Annotated in this window: 11 protein-coding genes; all 11 read left to right on the top strand. The window is 72.0% G+C overall.

The genetic code is table 11. From position 1 onward, the window contains the following. The first annotated feature begins 33 nt into the window (after positions 1-33). The 11 genes from LUU90_RS13475 to LUU90_RS13425 all read left to right on the top strand — a co-directional run bounded on the left by LUU90_RS13475 (position 34) and on the right by LUU90_RS13425 (position 15,169). On the top strand, positions 34-1,647 hold the full coding sequence (locus LUU90_RS13475) for an MDR family MFS transporter (protein ID WP_275003936.1): 1,614 nt from the start codon (positions 34-36) through the stop codon (positions 1,645-1,647). Beyond that, positions 1,644-2,084, top strand: a complete 441-nt coding sequence (locus LUU90_RS13470) for a DUF4233 domain-containing protein (protein WP_275003935.1) — start codon at positions 1,644-1,646, stop codon at positions 2,082-2,084. Before LUU90_RS13475 ends, LUU90_RS13470 begins: the two co-directional genes overlap by 4 nt. 61 nt (positions 2,085-2,145) lie before the next feature. Then, entirely contained in the window at positions 2,146-2,619 is a 474-nt protein-coding gene (gene ndk, locus LUU90_RS13465; protein ID WP_275003934.1) for a nucleoside-diphosphate kinase, read from the top strand. Between the two features lie 176 nt (positions 2,620-2,795). Next, positions 2,796-6,635 carry a chromosome segregation protein SMC gene (smc, locus tag LUU90_RS13460; protein ID WP_275003933.1) on the top strand — a complete coding sequence of 1,280 codons (3,840 nt, stop codon included), beginning with the start codon at positions 2,796-2,798 and terminating at the stop codon, positions 6,633-6,635. A gap of 181 nt (positions 6,636-6,816) precedes the next feature. Further along, the gene (locus LUU90_RS13455; protein WP_275003932.1) at positions 6,817-7,356 is read left to right on the top strand and encodes a hypothetical protein; all 540 of its coding nucleotides are present in this window, start codon (positions 6,817-6,819) and stop codon (positions 7,354-7,356) included. Between the two features lie 51 nt (positions 7,357-7,407). Continuing rightward, positions 7,408-8,589 (top strand): signal recognition particle-docking protein FtsY, encoded by a 1,182-nt coding sequence (ftsY, locus tag LUU90_RS13450; RefSeq protein ID WP_275003931.1) that lies wholly within the window; start codon positions 7,408-7,410, stop codon positions 8,587-8,589. Between the two features lie 172 nt (positions 8,590-8,761). Beyond that, positions 8,762-10,024 (top strand): ammonium transporter, encoded by a 1,263-nt coding sequence (locus LUU90_RS13445; RefSeq protein ID WP_275003930.1) that lies wholly within the window; start codon positions 8,762-8,764, stop codon positions 10,022-10,024. Positions 10,025-10,067: 43 nt separating this feature from the next. After that, the gene (locus tag LUU90_RS13440) at positions 10,068-10,406 is read left to right on the top strand and encodes a P-II family nitrogen regulator (protein ID WP_275003929.1); all 339 of its coding nucleotides are present in this window, start codon (positions 10,068-10,070) and stop codon (positions 10,404-10,406) included. 20 nt (positions 10,407-10,426) lie between these two features. Then, positions 10,427-12,244, top strand: a complete 1,818-nt coding sequence (locus LUU90_RS13435; protein ID WP_275003928.1) for an HD domain-containing protein — start codon at positions 10,427-10,429, stop codon at positions 12,242-12,244. 34 nt (positions 12,245-12,278) lie between these two features. Continuing rightward, entirely contained in the window at positions 12,279-13,916 is a 1,638-nt protein-coding gene (gene ffh / locus LUU90_RS13430) for a signal recognition particle protein (RefSeq protein WP_275003927.1), read from the top strand. Between the two features lie 131 nt (positions 13,917-14,047). Further along, positions 14,048-15,169 (top strand): amidohydrolase family protein, encoded by a 1,122-nt coding sequence (locus LUU90_RS13425; RefSeq protein WP_275003926.1) that lies wholly within the window; start codon positions 14,048-14,050, stop codon positions 15,167-15,169. Positions 15,170-15,299 lie beyond the last annotated feature (130 nt).

The raw sequence follows: 15,299 nt of genomic DNA, 5'->3' as shown, positions 1-15,299 counted from the left end.
CCGCTCTACCTGATCCCCAGAAAGGCACCATCCATGAGCCACGCCGTGACCACGGCGCCGGACAAGCCGTTGGTCGTTCTCAACCAGCGCACGATCTGGCTGATCTTCGGGGCCCTGATGGCCTCGATGTTCCTGTCCTCCCTGGACCAGACCATCGTCGGTACCGCCATGCCCACCATCGTGGGCGAGCTCCACGGCGTGGAGCACCAGGGCTGGGTCATCACCGCCTACATCCTGGCGATCGCCATCGCGATGCCGCTCTACGGCAAGTTCGGTGACCTCTACGGACGGCGCTGGCCGTTCCTGGTGGCGGTCGGTCTGTTCGTCGTCGCCTCCGTCGGTGGCGGCATGGCCCAGACGTTCGAGTCCCTGGTGGCCTGGCGCGCCGTGCAGGGCCTCGGCGGCGGTGGCCTGATGATCCTGTCGCAGGCGATCATCGCCGACATCATCCCGGCGTCCGACCGCGGGAAGTACATGGGCCCCATGGGTGCCCTGTTCGGCATCTCGGCCGTCGCCGGGCCGCTGCTCGGCGGCTGGCTCACCGACGGCCCCGGCTGGCGCTGGACCTTCTGGATCAACGTGCCGATCGGCATCGCCGCGTGGTTCATCGCGTACTTCGCGCTCAAGCTGCCCTCGCACCGGTCCAGCAAGCCCACCGACTGGGGCGGCATCCTCACCATGGCGCTGGGCACCACCGGCATCGTGCTGCTCACCAGCTGGGAGTCGCTCGGCAACGACGGCTACGACTGGTCCGACCCGATGCTGCTCGCCCTGCTGGTCGGCACCGCGGTGATGGTCGGCCTGTTCGTGCTGATCGAGAACCGGGTGTCCGAGCCGCTCATCCCGCTCCGGCTCTTCAAGAACCGCACGTTCACCATCACCACGCTCATCGGCCTGGTGCTCGGCATGGGGATGTTCTCGGCCATGGCGATGCTGCCGACCTTCCTGCAGATGTCGGCCGGTGCCGGGGTCACGGAGTCCGGCCTGCTGATGCTCCCGATGATGGCCGGTGTGATGCTGACGTCGATCGCGTCCGGTTTCGCGATCTCCAAGTCCGGGCGCTACAAGATGTACCCGGTGGTGGGCCTGGCGATCACCATCGCCGGGATGATCTGGCTCACGCGGCTCGAGGCCGGCATGTCCCTGTGGCTGTTCGGCGCGATGATCTTCGTCCTCGGCGCCGGCATGGGCCTCATCATGCAGACCATCGTGCTCGCCGTGCAGAACTCGGTGGACCCGCACGAGCTGGGCACGGCGACGTCGTCGAACAACTTCTTCCGCGAGATCGGCGCCGCCGTCGGCACCGCGGCGTTCACCACGGTGTTCACCTCGCGGCTGAGCGAGAACCTGCAGGGTGTCTTCGCGGACCTCCCGGCGGGGACGGCTCCCGCGGGCGGCGGTTCGGGCCTGACCCCGGCGCTCGTCGAGCAGCTGCCCGAGCCGCTCCGCAGCGGCGTGGTCGACGCGTTCGCGGACTCGCTCGCCCCGGCGTTCTGGTACCTCGTGCCGCTGGTCGCGATCGGCCTCGTGCTCGCGCTCTTCCTCAAGGAGGTCAAGCTGTCCAACGAGGCAGGCATGGTCGCTCGCGGTGAGGCGGTCGTGGAGGAGCCCGCCGGTTCCCGGGAGACGGATACCCTGGTCCGGTGAGCAAGGACCGACCCGCCCCCGGCGACCCCATCAAGCCCAAGAAGTCCGCGCTGGTGCAGTTCACGTCGACCACGCTGCTGCTCGAGGTCTTCCTCGTGATCTTCGCGACCCTGGCGGTGTGGGGGCTGCGCGACTCGGAGTTCGGCCGCGGGCCGCTCCGGATCGAGTCGAGCACGGCGATCTGGGTGCTGGGCGGAGTCCTGGCGCTGGTGCTCGTGATCCTGTCCCGGGCCCAGGGCTCGGCCGCCGGCCGGGCGGCGGGCACCGTGGCGCAGATCCCGGTGCTCGCCATGGGTCTGCTGGTGCCGATGATGTTCCTGGTCGGCGGAATCTTCGTGGTGCTGTGGATCTACGCCCTCCGCCTCGGCGCCCGCGTGGACCGGGAGCGGGCGGAGTACGACGCGGCCCACCCGGAGACCGCCCCCAACGCCGGCTGAGCCGCGCGGCGCAGGCCGTCTGCGTCATCGGCCTGTCTCCAGCCCGGATAGGGTTTGCCCCATGACCGACGTCGCAGAGAAGACCCTGCCCACGGAGGCCTCGACGCAGCCCGTGGCCGAGCGCACCCTCGTCCTCGTCAAGCCGGACGGCGTCCGCCGCGGCCTGTCCGGCGAGATCTTGCGCCGCATCGAGGCCAAGGGCTACACGCTGCGGGCCGTGGAGCTGAAGAACGCCACCACCGACCTCCTCGCCGCGCACTACGCCGAGCACGAGGGCAAGCCGTTCTACGCACCGCTGGTCGAGTTCATGATGTCGGGCCCGGTCCTGGCCGTCGTGGCCGAGGGCGAGGGAGTCATCCCCGGTTTCCGTTCGCTGGCGGGCGCCACCAACCCGACCGAGGCCGCCCCCGGCACGATCCGCGGTGACCTGGGCCGCGACTGGGGCACCAAGGTGCAGCAGAACCTCGTGCACGGCTCGGACTCGGCGGAGTCCGCGGGGCGCGAGATCGCGCTGTGGTTCCCCGAGCTCGGCTGACCTGCCCCCACCCCTGCTGAAGCAGAACTGTGGCGAGGAGGTCTCGACAAGCTTGACCACCGCTGGTCGAGCTTGTCGAGACCGCCTCGCCACAGTTCTGTCTCGCTGCAGTTCTACTTCGGCGTTACCCGCCGTACGTCCGACGTTCGGCGCCCAGACACAGTTAGGCTCACCGCGTGCACCTCAAGACGCTCACGCTCCGGGGATTCAAGTCCTTCGCGTCGGCGACCACCCTCGAGCTGGAGCCGGGCATCACCTGCGTGGTGGGCCCCAACGGTTCCGGCAAGTCGAACGTGGTCGACGCGCTCTCGTGGGTGATGGGTGAGCAGGGTGCCAAGTCGCTCCGCGGCGGCAAGATGGACGACGTCATCTTCGCCGGCACGTCGGGCCGCGCCCCGCTGGGTCGCGCGGAGGTGGCGCTGACGATCGACAACACCGACGGCGCGCTGCCCATCGACTACACCGAGGTCACGATCTCCCGCACGCTGTTCCGCAGCGGCGGTTCCGAGTACGCGATCAACGGCAACAGCTGTCGCCTGCTGGACATCCAGGAGCTCCTGAGCGACTCCGGCATCGGGCGCGAGATGCACGTGGTGGTCGGGCAGGGCCAGCTCGACGCCGTCCTGCGTGCGACTCCGGAGGAGCGGCGCGGCTTCATCGAGGAGGCCGCGGGTGTCCTCAAGCACCGCAAGCGCAAGGAGAAGGCGCTCCGCAAGCTCGACGCGATGCAGGGCAACCTCGCGCGCCTGGGCGACCTGACCGCCGAGCTGCGCCGCCAGCTCGGCCCGCTGGGCCGGCAGGCCGAGGCCGCCCGCAAGGCGCAGACCGTCCAGCGCGACCTGCGCGACGCGAAGTCCCGCCTGCTCGCCGACGACCTCGCGCAGCTCACCGCCCAGCTCGAGCAGGAACGGGCCGACGAACGGTCGCTCAAGGAGCGCCAGGCCGAGACCGAGGCCGCCCTGACGGAGGCCCGCGGCATGCTGGCCCGTCTCGAAGCGGCGATGTCGGCGGAGTCGCAGCAGGTCAACCAGGCAGGCGACACCGTCTTCGCCCTGTCCCAGACGCGGGAGCGGCTGCGCAGCCTCCAGTCCCTGGCGGCGGAGCGTGCCCGCCTGCTGGGTACCGCGGAACCGGCCCGCCAGGGACAGGACCCCGACGACCTCGAGGCACAGGCCGCCCGGGCACGCGCGAGCGAGGAAGAGCTGGTCACCGAGGTCGAGATGGCCCAAGAGGTGGTCGAGACCGCCGTCGACGCCCGGGCCGAGGCGGAGGCCGCCGCACAGGCCGCCGAGCGTTCGCACGCCGCGCTGCTGCGTGCCGCCGCGGACCGGCGCGAGGGCCTCGCCCGCCTGGCCGGCCAGGTCGCCGCACGCCGTAGCCGCGTCGAGGCGGCACAGTCCGAGCTGGACCGGCTGCGCGAGGCGCTGCTGGAGGCGGAGCAGCGTGTGGAGAGCACGTCGCGCGAGCTCGGCGCGCTCGAGTCCGAGGTCGGCGGGGGTGGCGAGGACGGCGCGGAAGGGCTCGAGGTCGCGCACGAGGCGGCGTCGGAGGTGCTCGAGCTGGCGAAGGCCGAGGTGCGGCACCTCCAGGAGCAGGTGACCACCGCGCAGCGGGACCGCAGCTCCGCGGCCGCGAAGGTCGAGGCGCTGGAGCTGAGCCTGGACCGCAAGGACGGCGCAGGCACGCTCCTGGCGGCCGACCAGGCGGGAGTCCTGGGCTCGGTGGCGGCGCTGCTGGGTATCGAGGCGGGCTTCGAGGACGCGGTCGCCGCCGCGCTCGGCCCGGTGGCGGACGCCGTAGCGGTGGCAGGCGTCGACGAGGCCGTGGACGCGTTGCGCCTCCTCCGCGACGAGGACGCCGGCCGCGCCAGCCTGGTCGTCGGCTCGGACGGTCCGGCGCCCGCCGTCGGCACCGACCGCCCGGCGGTCGACCTCCCCGCCGGAGCCCGGTGGGCCACCGACGTGGTGCAGGTCGCGGGCCCGGCGTCGGCCGCGCTGCGCACGATCCTGCGCGACGTGGTCGTCGTCGACGACCTCGCACGGGCCCGCGCCGTGGTCCGCGACCAGCCGGTGGTAGCGGTGACCCGGGCCGGCGACCTGCTCGGCGCCACCCGCGCCTGGGGCGGTTCGGCCGCGGCACCCAGCGTGCTGCACCTGCAGTCGGCGCTGGACGAGGCGAAGGCCGCCCGCGACGAGGCGGCGGCCCGGGAGGCCGACGGGACGGCGCACCTGGAGCGCGCCCGGGCGGAACGGGTAGCGGCCCAGGAACGGTACGACGAGACGCTCGCCCGGCTCGGGGAGGCCGACGCCGCACGCGCCGCGGCCGCCGAGCAGCTCGGCTCGCTCGGCGCGGCCGCACGTGCCGCCCAGGCCGAGGCGGACCGGCACCGCGCCGCGCTGGAGCAGGCTCAGGCGCGCCGTGCGGAGGACGAGATCGAGCTCGAGGCGCTCGTCGAGCGCATGGCGATCGCCGAGGAGGAGGAGCCCGAGGAGGGCGAGGGCTCGATCGACGACGTGCAGGCCCAGCGGGACGCCGCTGCCGCGGCCGCCACCGCTGCCCGCGCGCGCGAGACGGAGGCCCGGCTGGCGCTGCGGACCGCTGAGGAGCGGGCCCGCGCCGTGTCGGGTCGCGCGCAGGCGCTGGCGGCCGCCGCCGAGCAGGAACGGGAGGCCCGGGCCCGTGCCGCCGAGCGCGAGGAGCTGCGACGGCGCGACGCGACGCGCGCGACGCTGGTGCAGCAGGCGGTGGCCGTCGCGCTCGAGGCGATCGCACGGTCGCTGGACCGGGCGGTGGCCGAGAAGGCTGCCGCGGAGGAGGCCCGGGCCGCAGGGTCGGAGCAGCTGGTCGCCGTCCGCGGAACCGTCGAGTCGCTGACCGGTGAGTTGCGCGAGCTCACCGACGTCGCCCACCGGGACGAGGTCGCCCGGGCGCAGCAGGTGCTGCGCCTGGAGCAGCTCCAGTCCCGCGCCACCGACGAGCTGGGCATGGACCCGGACGTGCTCGTGGAGGAGTTCGGCCCCCACCAGATGGTCCCGGTGTACGAGGGCGACGCCGCAGTCCGCGGGCGCAGGCGCCGCGCGGTGGTGGAGCGGGACGAGGAGGGCAACCCCATCAGGTACGAGGGCGACCCCGCGCTGCCGCGCGGCGCCGCGGCGCGCGAGGACGCGCTCATCGCGCGGACACGTGCCCTGCACGAGGCGGGTCTTCGGCCGGACGACCCCGCCGCGACCGCGGTGGTCGTCGCGGCCGCCGGCGCCGAGCCGGAGGAAGGCCCCGTCGAGGGCGAGGCCGCCCGGGACGAGGACCAGGCACCCGGTGAGCCGCAGCCCGACCGGCTGGTCCCGTACGTCCGCGAGGAGCAGGAGGCACGGCTGGCGAAGGCCGAGCGCGCCCTGTCCCGGATCGGCGCGGTGAACCCGCTGGCACTGGAGGAGTTCGCCGCCCTCGAGGAGCGGCACCAGTTCCTCGTGGACCAGCTCGCCGACCTGAAGAAGTCACGCGAGGACCTGCTGCAGATCGTCGACGACATCGACGAGCGGGTGCAGCAGGTGTTCGCCGAGGCGTTCCAGGACACGGCGGCGAAGTTCCTCGAGATCTTCCCCCGGCTCTTCCCCGGCGGCGAGGGCAAGCTGACGCTCACCGAGCCGGAGAACCTGCTCACGACCGGCATCGAGGTCGAGGCGCGCCCTGCCGGCAAGAAGGTCAAGCGGCTGTCGCTGCTGTCGGGCGGTGAGCGTTCGCTGGCCGCGGTGGCGTTCCTCGTGGCGATCTTCAAGGCCCGGCCCAGCCCGTTCTACATCATGGACGAGGTCGAGGCGGCGCTCGACGACGTCAACCTCGGCCGCCTCATCGAGATCTTCAAGGAGCTGCAGAAGGACAGCCAGCTCATCGTGATCACGCACCAGAAGCGCACGATGGAGGTCGCGGACGCCCTCTACGGTGTGACGATGCGTGGCGACGGCGTCACGACGCTGATCAGCCAGCGCATGGGCGACCGCGAGACGGTCACCGCTTGAGGCTGAAGCTGAGTTGAGCTGAGCCGGCGCGCGCGAAGCACGTACCCAGGGTGAATTTCGGCGCCTCGCGGCCGGGAAGTTCCGGGTGTGAGGGATTTCTCCTGCTGAAACCGCGCGTGTTGCGCGGCGTGTCGCGGCGCTCTGCGCGGCAGGACCGGACAAGACACGACACAATAGGGCCATGTGGTGGTCGGTCATTCTGCTCGTGGTGTGCCTGGTGCTGGCGGTCGGCGTCTTCGTCGTCGCCAGCCAGATGGACGCGCCGTCGAACAAGACTGAGGAGTTCTCGTTCGTCCAGTGGTTCCGGTCCGGCATCGCACATCTTCGGGGTGACGCCAAGCGGCGCGAGGACGGCCGCCGGCGCGGTGCCTCCGCCGTCGCGACGCACGCGGTCGGCGCTCCGTCCGTGTGGGTCGGCAAGCCGCCGGTGGTCAAGCCGGACACCAAGCCCGTGGACATGGGCATGTCCGAGTTCTTCGCCGCGACCATCGAGTCCAAGCCCGGCTACGTCGACGCCGAGGAGCTGACCGACGTGCTGAACCGGGCACGCGACCAGGCGCAGAAGACCCTCCACGTGCCGCTCGGCACGGTGCCGCTCAAGCCCAACACCCTCGTGCCCGGCCAGCTCCGGGCGGTTCGTCCGGTGCGGACGGTGCGTCCCGTGCGGCCGGTCACGCAGGAGCCGCCCGCGGAGGAAGGCCCGGCCCAGGCCGCGAGCTAGTTCTGGGCCGACTGCCCGCACCGCCGTCCGCGGGATGGAAGAATCTGGGGCGTGAACGAGCTTCCCTGGATCGAGATCATCTCTGCCGTCGTCGTCCTCGCGGGTGGCGGCGGTGTCGCCGGCCTCCTTGTGGCCCGACGCCGGAGGCGCACCCAGGACCAGGGTGGCGGTCAGGCGACGGTCGAGCGCGAGCGGACGACGTGGCCGGAGGCTGAGGCCGCACCGGAGGCGGCGGTCGAGCCCGGACCGGTCGCCGAACCGGTCGAGACCCGCGCGCCGACCGTGGAGACCCCAGCGCCCACCGCCGGTCGTCTGGTGCGGCTCCGTGATCGCCTCGCGCGCTCCGGCTCGCCGCTGGGGGCCCGGCTGCTGTCCGTCCTGTCCCGCGACTCGCTCACCGAGGACGACTGGGACGAGATCGAGGAGGAGCTGCTCCTCGCGGACGTCGGGGCAGGCCCCACCACCGAGCTGCTGGAGGCGCTCCGCACGAAGGTGCGCGTGCTGGGCGTGCGCGAGCCCGCCGCGGTGCGCGAGCTCCTGCGCTCCGAGCTCGTGGCACTCCTGGACCCGGCGCTGGACCGCACCCTGAGGACGGAGCCGACCACCGCTGAGGACGGCACCCACCTGCCCGCCGTGACGCTCGTGGTGGGCGTGAACGGCACGGGCAAGACGACGACGGTCGGCAAGCTCGCCCGGGTGCTGGTGGCGGACGGCCGCAGCGTCGTCCTCGGCGCCGCCGACACCTTCCGTGCCGCCGCGGCGGACCAGCTCACGACGTGGGGCAACCGTGTGGGCGTGCCGACGGTGCGTTCCGACCGCGAGGGCGCCGACCCGGCGTCGGTGGCGTTCGAGGCGGTCGCGCGCGGTCGCGACGAGAAGATCGACGTCGTGCTCGTGGACACCGCGGGGCGCCTGCAGAACAAGGCGGGCCTCATGGACGAGCTCGGCAAGATCGTCCGGGTCTCGAGCAAGGTCGCCGCGCCCAGCGAGGTGCTGCTCGTGCTGGACGCGACCACCGGGCAGAACGGCCTCTCGCAGGCGCGTGTCTTCGCGGAGGTCGCCGGCGTCACGGGCATCGTGCTGACCAAGCTCGACGGCACCGCCAAGGGCGGCATCGTCGTGCAGGTGCAGCGCGAGCTCGGGGTGCCGGTCAAGCTGATCGGTCTCGGCGAGGGGCCGGACGACCTGGCGCCGTTCGACGTCGACGAGTTCGTGGACGGAATTCTCGGCTGAGAGCGGGTTGTTTTCGCCCGTTGACGCCACCCCGGTCCAGGTGTGAAACGAGACGTTAACCCTCCTCCGGTCTGCTTCACGTTCCCGTAACGCCAGGGTGTGCCCGGTGAAACGGTCCTTCGCGACTGTGTTGCGAGCCCAGCACTCCGAGCTGGCAAGAGAGGATCGTCATATGGAACTGGACACCGGAGCCACAGCGTGGATGCTGACGTCAGCGTCACTCGTGCTCCTGATGACTCCCGGCCTCGCCCTCTTCTACGGTGGGATGGTCCGGGGCAAGTCCGTGCTGAACATGATGATGATGTCGTTCGGTGCCATCGCCGTGACCGGTGTCGTCTATGTGCTGTGGGGCTGGTCGATGTCGTACGGCGCCGACGTGGCGGGCATCTTCGGCAACCCCTTCGACCAGTTCGGGCTCGCCGGCGCGATCTACGACGGCGCGGGTGAGTTCCTCATCGACGACTTCGGGGTACCCGCGATCGTCGGCATCGGTTTCCAGGCGACGTTCGCCATCATCACCGTGGCCCTGATCTCCGGAGCGATCGCCGACCGCGTGAAGTTCGGCGCCTGGCTCGTGTTCGTCGCGCTGTGGGTCACGCTCGCGTACTTCCCGATGGCGCACATGGTCTGGGGCGGCGGGCTCCTCTCGCCCGACGGCCCGTTCGCGAGCATCGCGACGCCGATCGACTTCGCCGGCGGCACGGTCGTCCACATCAACGCCGGTGCGGCGGCGCTCGTGCTCGCGCTGGTCATCGGCAAGCGGAAGGGCTTCGGGTCGGAGCCCATGCGCCCCCACAACCTGCCGCTCGTCATGCTGGGCGCCGCCCTCCTGTGGTTCGGCTGGTTCGGCTTCAACGGTGGCTCCGCCTTCACCGCCGACGGGTTCGCCGGTCTCGCCTGGGTGAACACCACCGCCGCCACCTCGGCCGCGATCCTCGGCTGGCTCGTCGTCGAGAAGCTGCGTGACGGTGCCGCCACCTCGCTCGGTGCCGCCTCCGGCGTGGTCGCCGGTCTCGTCGCCATCACTCCGGCTGCCGGCTCGGTGAGCCCCGTCGGATCGGTCGTGATCGGTGTGATCGCGGGTGCCCTGTGCGCCTTCGCGGTGAGCCTGAAGTACCGGTTCGGTTTCGACGACTCGCTCGACGTCGTGGGCGTGCACCTGGTCGCCGGTCTCTGGGGCACCGTCGCCATCGGCTTCTTCGCCACGGAGAGCGGCCTGTTCTACGGGGGCGGCGTCAGCCAGCTCGCCGTCCAGGTGATCATCGCGGTCATCGCCGTCGTCTTCTCCGGTGTCATCACGCTGGTCCTTGCCCTCGCGATCAAGCCGTTCGGCTGGCGGATCACCGAAGAGGCCGAGGTCAGCGGTATCGACGCGACGGTCCACGGCGAGACGGCGTACGAGAACTTCGGCTCTACCATCACCGAGGTGCGCTGACCGTGACCGCGGGACAGCAACCGACTCTCAAGGAGGTACGCGCATGAAGCTTGTCACGGGGATCGTCCAGCCCCACCGGCTCGACGACGTGAAGACGGCGTTGGAGAGTGCCGGTGTACGCGGGATGACAGTGAGTGAGGCCAGCGGCTACGGCCGGCAGAAGGGGCACACCGAGGTCTACCGCGGTGCCGAGTACACCGTCGACCTCGTGCCGAAGGTGCGCGTGGAGGTGCTGGTGTCCGACGCCGACGTCACCGCGGTGACGGACGCTATGGTGGGCGCGGCTCAGACCGGCAAGATCGGTGACGGCAAGGTCTGGGTCGTGCCGGTCGACGACGTCGCCCGCGTGCGTACCGGCGAGCACGGCGACGCAGCCCTCTGACCGGGAGCGATCTACGACGCATGACAGGTGACCCGGTGTCCGAGGACGCCAGGGAGCAGGCGCAGGCCCCTCACCCCGTGGACGGGGTGAGGGGCCTGCGCGAGCAGCTCCTCACGATCGCCGCGGACCTCACCGGCCCCGGTCGGTCGGGCCAGGCCAGGCGGTCCGCCGTCGGGCAGCGGGTCACCGACCTCCTCGGCGGGCTGTTCGCGGAGGCGACCAGGGACGTGGTGCCGACCGGTATCGCCCTGGCGGCGGTCGGCAGCCTCGCGCGCGACGAGCTCGGGCCGCTGAGCGACCTCGACCTCGTGCTGGTGCACGACGGACGCACGCACGGCGCCGAGGAGCTCCAGCGGGTGGCCGAGCGGCTCTGGTACCCGCTGTGGGACTCCGGGGTGGACCTCGACCACGCGGTGCGGTCGCTGAACCAGTGCCGTCAGGTGGCGGCCAGCGACCTGCCGGCGGTGATCGGCTGGCTCAGTGTGCGTGCCGTCGCGGGTGATCCCTCCGTCGTGCACCGGGCGGCGTCGGTGGTGCTGAAGGACTGGCGCGCCGCGGCCCGCCGTCGGATGCCCGAGCTCATCTCCTCCGCGCGCGAGCGCGCGCAGCGCGCCGGAGAGCTCGCGTACCTCATCGAGCCGGACCTCAAGGAGGCACGCGGCGGCATCCGGGACGCGGTGCTGCTGTCCGCGCTGGCTGCGACCTGGCTCACCGACCGCCCGCACGGTGCGGTGGACGCAGCCGCCACGCACCTGCTCGACGTGCGCGACGCCCTGCAGGTCGTCACCCGACGGCGCACCAGCCGCCTGCTCCTCGCGGACCTGGAAGAGGTGGCGGAGCACACGGGCTACGACGACGGGGACGACCTGTTGGCCGGGCTGGCCGAGTCGGGGCGGACGGTCTCGTACGCGCTCGACATGACGATCCGTCGGGCCCGGCAGGCACTGACGCGTCCCGTGGGCGTCGGCAAGCCGCTCATGGTGCGCGGCCGGCGTACGCCGCCGCGGCTGCGGGTCGTGGGGGAGGGCCTGGTGGAGCACGACGGCGAGCTGGTGCTGGCCGTGGGCGCCCAGCCGGCGTCGGACCCGCTCCTGCCCCTGCGGGCGGCCGCGACGGCGGCCCGGACGGGGCTCGTGCTCTCGCCCGTGACGATCGGAAGCCTCGAGCAGTGCCCGCCGCTGCCCGAGCCGTGGCCGCCGCCCGCACGCAAGAGCCTGCTCTCCCTGCTGGCCGCCGGGCAGGCACAGGTACCGGTGTGGGAGGCGCTCGACCTCGCGGGCGTCGTCACCACGTGGATCCCCGAGTGGGCGGACGTGCGCAACCGACCACAGCGAGCGGCGATCCACCGGCACACGGTGGACCGGCATCTCGTGGAGACGGCGGCCGAGGCAGCCCGGCTGCGTCGGGGGCTGCCCGGCGCGCCGACGGGATCCGGGCAGCGCACCGGCGCGGCTCCTGGTGACCTCCTGCTGCTCTCCGCGCTCCTGCACGACATCGGCAAGGTCCGCGGCGCTCCGGACCACTCGGTGGAGGGGGCCCGGCGGGTCCCGCAGATCCTGGGCCGCGCGGGCTTCGCGCGCCCGGTGGTCGACGACGTCGTGCGGCTCGTGCGTCACCACCTCACCCTCGCGGACCTCGCCGTACGGGCCGATCCCGACGACCCGGAGACGGTGACCACCTTGCTCGACGCGGTGGACCACCGCAGCGACCTGCTCCAGGTCCTGCGTGCCCTGACCGAGGCGGACACCACGTCCCTCGGGCCGAAGGCGTGGACGGGCTGGCGCGCGCAGCTCGTCAACGGGCTCGCGGAGCGAGGGCTCGCGCGGCTGTCCGGATGAACGTGTGACGACTGGTCTCGATTAGGCTGTGTCCGTGTTCAATTCCCTGTCCGACCGGCTTACCTCGACGTTCAAGAACCTGCGCACGCGGGGCCGTCTCTCCGAGGCGGACATCGACGCGACCGTGCGGGAGATCCGCCGCGCCCTCCTCGACGCCGACGTCGCGGTCACTGTGGTGCGCGAGTTCACCGCGGCGGTGCGCGAGCGCGCGCTGTCGTCGGAGGTCTCGGGTGCGCTGAACCCGGCCCAGCAGGTCGTCAAGATCGTCAACGAGGAGCTCGTCGGCATCCTCGGCGGGGCCACGCGCCCGCTCACGCTGGCCAAGACGCCGCCCACCGTGATCATGCTCGCGGGTCTGCAGGGTGCCGGTAAGACCACCCTCGCGGGCAAGCTCGCGCACGCGCTGAAGGGGCAGGGCCATACGCCGGTGCTGGTCGCCGCCGACCTGCAGCGCCCGAACGCCGTGACCCAGCTGTCGGTGGTGGCCGAGCGCGCCGGCGTGCCGGTGTTCGCGCCGCACCCCGGCAACACGTCGGAGGCCGACGACCCGGCAGCGGACGCACCCTTGATCGGCGACCCGGTCGGCGTCGCCCGGGACGGCGTCGCCTACGCCAAGGAGCGCCAGCACGACGTCGTGATCGTGGACACCGCCGGCCGCCTCGGCATCGACGAGGTGCTGATGCAGCAGGCCTCGGACATCCGCGCCGCGGTGAACCCGGACGAGGTCCTCTTCGTCATCGACGCCATGATCGGCCAGGACGCGGTGAACACCGCCAAGGCCTTCGCCGACGGCGTCGACTTCACCGGCGTGGTGCTCTCGAAGCTGGACGGTGACGCCCGCGGTGGTGCCGCCCTGTCGGTCGCCAAGGTGACCGGCCGGCCCATCATGTTCGCGTCCACGGGCGAGAAGCTCACCGACTTCGAGGTCTTCCACCCCGACCGCATGGCGAGCCGCATCCTCGACATGGGTGACGTCCTCACCCTGATCGAGCAGGCCGAGAAGGCGTTCGACGCCGGCGAGGCCGAGAAGATGGCGGCCAAGGTCGCCAGCGGGCAGGACTTCACGCTCGCGGACTTCCTGGTGCAGATTCAGCAGCTGAAGAACATGGGCTCGATGAAGAAGATGCTCGGCATGCTGCCGGGCATGGCCCAGATGCGCGACCAGCTCGACCAGTTCGACGAGCGCGAGGTGGGCCGCATCGAGGCGATCATCCACTCGATGACGCCCGCCGAGCGCGAGAACCCGAAGATCATCAACGGCTCACGCCGCGCCCGGATCGCCAAGGGCTCCGGCACCACGACGACGGCCATCAACCAGCTGCTGGAGCGGTTCGAGAACGCTCAGAAGATGATGCGGCAGATGTCCAAGGGCGGCGGCATGGGCCCGGGCGGCATGCCCGCGATGCCCGGCGGACCCGGCATGGGCATGGGCAAGAAGTCGCGCGGTAAGACGCCGCCGCCGAAGAAGGGCAAGAAGGGCAAGTCCGGGAACCCGGCCAAGCGCGCCCAGCAGGAGAAGGAAGCCATGCAGCGCGCGCTCGGCGGCGGTCCCGCGAGCGCGCCGTCGGCCCCGGCCGGGTCCTCCTTCGGCGTCGCCCCGAAGAAGGACGAGGCGCCCGACCTGAGCAACATCGAGCTGCCGCCGGGCCTGGAGAAGTTCCTGGGTCGGTAACGGCCGGTGGTTCCGGCGGGTGACCCACGCGGGTGGCCCGCGGGTGGAGTGCTCGACCGGCACGGTAGGCCGGCGGCGGTGCGGGGGCAGGGCTTTTCCACAGGGTGAGTCGGGGAGAACGAAGGAGCCGGATGTCTGCGCTGGAAGGTCCTACCGCGACGATCCGCGGACGCATCCTGCTGGGTGACGACCGCGAGGCCGAGGAGATCTGGGTCCGCGGGGGCCGCGTCAGCCTGACGCGCCCGTCGGCGCAGGGCACCAACATGCAGGTCCTGGAGGGCTGGGCGGTGCCCGGTCTGGTGGACGTGCACTGCCACATCGGGCTCGCCGCCGACGGTGCCGTACCGGTGGAGGAGGCCGAGAAGCAGGCGGTGGCCGACCGCGACGCGGGGGTCCTGCTGATCCGTGACGCGGGCTCACCGCTGGACACCGCCTGGGTGCACGACCGCAGCGATCTGCCGCACCTGCTGCGCTCCGGCATGCACCTGGCGCTGCCCAAGCGCTACCTGCGCAACTACGGGCTCGAGCTCGAGTCACCTGAGCTGCTCCCCGAGGCCGTGCGGACGCAGGCCCGCCGCGGCGACGGCTGGGTCAAGCTCGTGGGCGACTGGATCGACCGCACGCTCGGGGCGGACGGCGACCTGCGCCCGCTGTGGCCGGAGGACGTGCTCACGGAGGCGGTCGCGGTCGCGCACGCGGAGGCGGCGCGCGTCACCGTGCACGCCTTCGCCACGGAGACCATCGACGGGCTGCTTGCCGCGGGGGTCGACTGCATCGAGCACGGCACCGGTATGACCGCCGAGCACATGGCGGTGGCCGCCGAGCGCGGCATAGCCGTCACGCCCACCCTGCTGCAGATCGGCCAGTTCGACGGCATCGCGGCGCAGGCCGACGGCAAGTACCCCGTGTACGCGGCGCGGATGCGCGCGATGTACGCGAACCGCTACCAGCAGGTGCGCGATCTGCACGAGGCAGGCGTGCGGCTCCTGGTCGGCACCGACGCCGGCGGGACGATCTCGCACGGGCGCATCGCCGACGAGTGCGCAGAGCTGGTGGCCGCGGGCATCCCGGCGGCGGAGGTCGTGGCGATGGCGTCCTGGCGAGCCCGTGACTACCTGGGCTTCGGCGCGGTCGTCGAGGGGTCCAGCGCGGATCTCGTGGTGTACCCGGCAGACCCGCGCGAGGACATCGAGGTGCTGCGGCACCCCACGGCAGTGGTGCTCCGCGGCGTCGTCTACCCGACCCACCGCTGACTCCTCCGTTGGCCGAGCCTGTCGAGACCGGTCACCGGATCTCGACAGGCTCGATCGCCGTGCGGGTGTGACGCAGACGCGGTTGGTGAGCACTCCCGCCGTCTGGCACAATATGCAGGTACTCGGCGTG

The sequence above is a fragment of the Promicromonospora iranensis genome (assembly GCF_028994775.1).
Taxonomy (GTDB): Bacteria; Actinomycetota; Actinomycetes; order Actinomycetales; family Cellulomonadaceae; genus Promicromonospora; species Promicromonospora iranensis_A.
The sequence above is the reverse complement of the archived record's forward strand: the minus strand, read 5'-3'. Positions and strand labels throughout refer to the sequence as shown.

What these genes read in the sequence shown, in the direction of transcription:
- LUU90_RS13475 (WP_275003936.1), top strand. Translation starts at nt 34, where the DNA reads ATGAGCCACGCCGTGACCACGGCGCCGGACAAGCCGTTGGTCGTTCTC.
- ndk (WP_275003934.1), top strand. Translation starts at nt 2,146, where the DNA reads ATGACCGACGTCGCAGAGAAGACCCTGCCCACGGAGGCCTCGACGCAG.
- LUU90_RS13455 (WP_275003932.1), top strand. Translation starts at nt 6,817, where the DNA reads ATGTGGTGGTCGGTCATTCTGCTCGTGGTGTGCCTGGTGCTGGCGGTC.
- LUU90_RS13445 (WP_275003930.1), top strand. Translation starts at nt 8,762, where the DNA reads ATGGAACTGGACACCGGAGCCACAGCGTGGATGCTGACGTCAGCGTCA.
- LUU90_RS13440 (WP_275003929.1), top strand. Translation starts at nt 10,068, where the DNA reads ATGAAGCTTGTCACGGGGATCGTCCAGCCCCACCGGCTCGACGACGTG.
- LUU90_RS13435 (WP_275003928.1), top strand. Translation starts at nt 10,427, where the DNA reads ATGACAGGTGACCCGGTGTCCGAGGACGCCAGGGAGCAGGCGCAGGCC.
- LUU90_RS13425 (WP_275003926.1), top strand. Translation starts at nt 14,048, where the DNA reads ATGTCTGCGCTGGAAGGTCCTACCGCGACGATCCGCGGACGCATCCTG.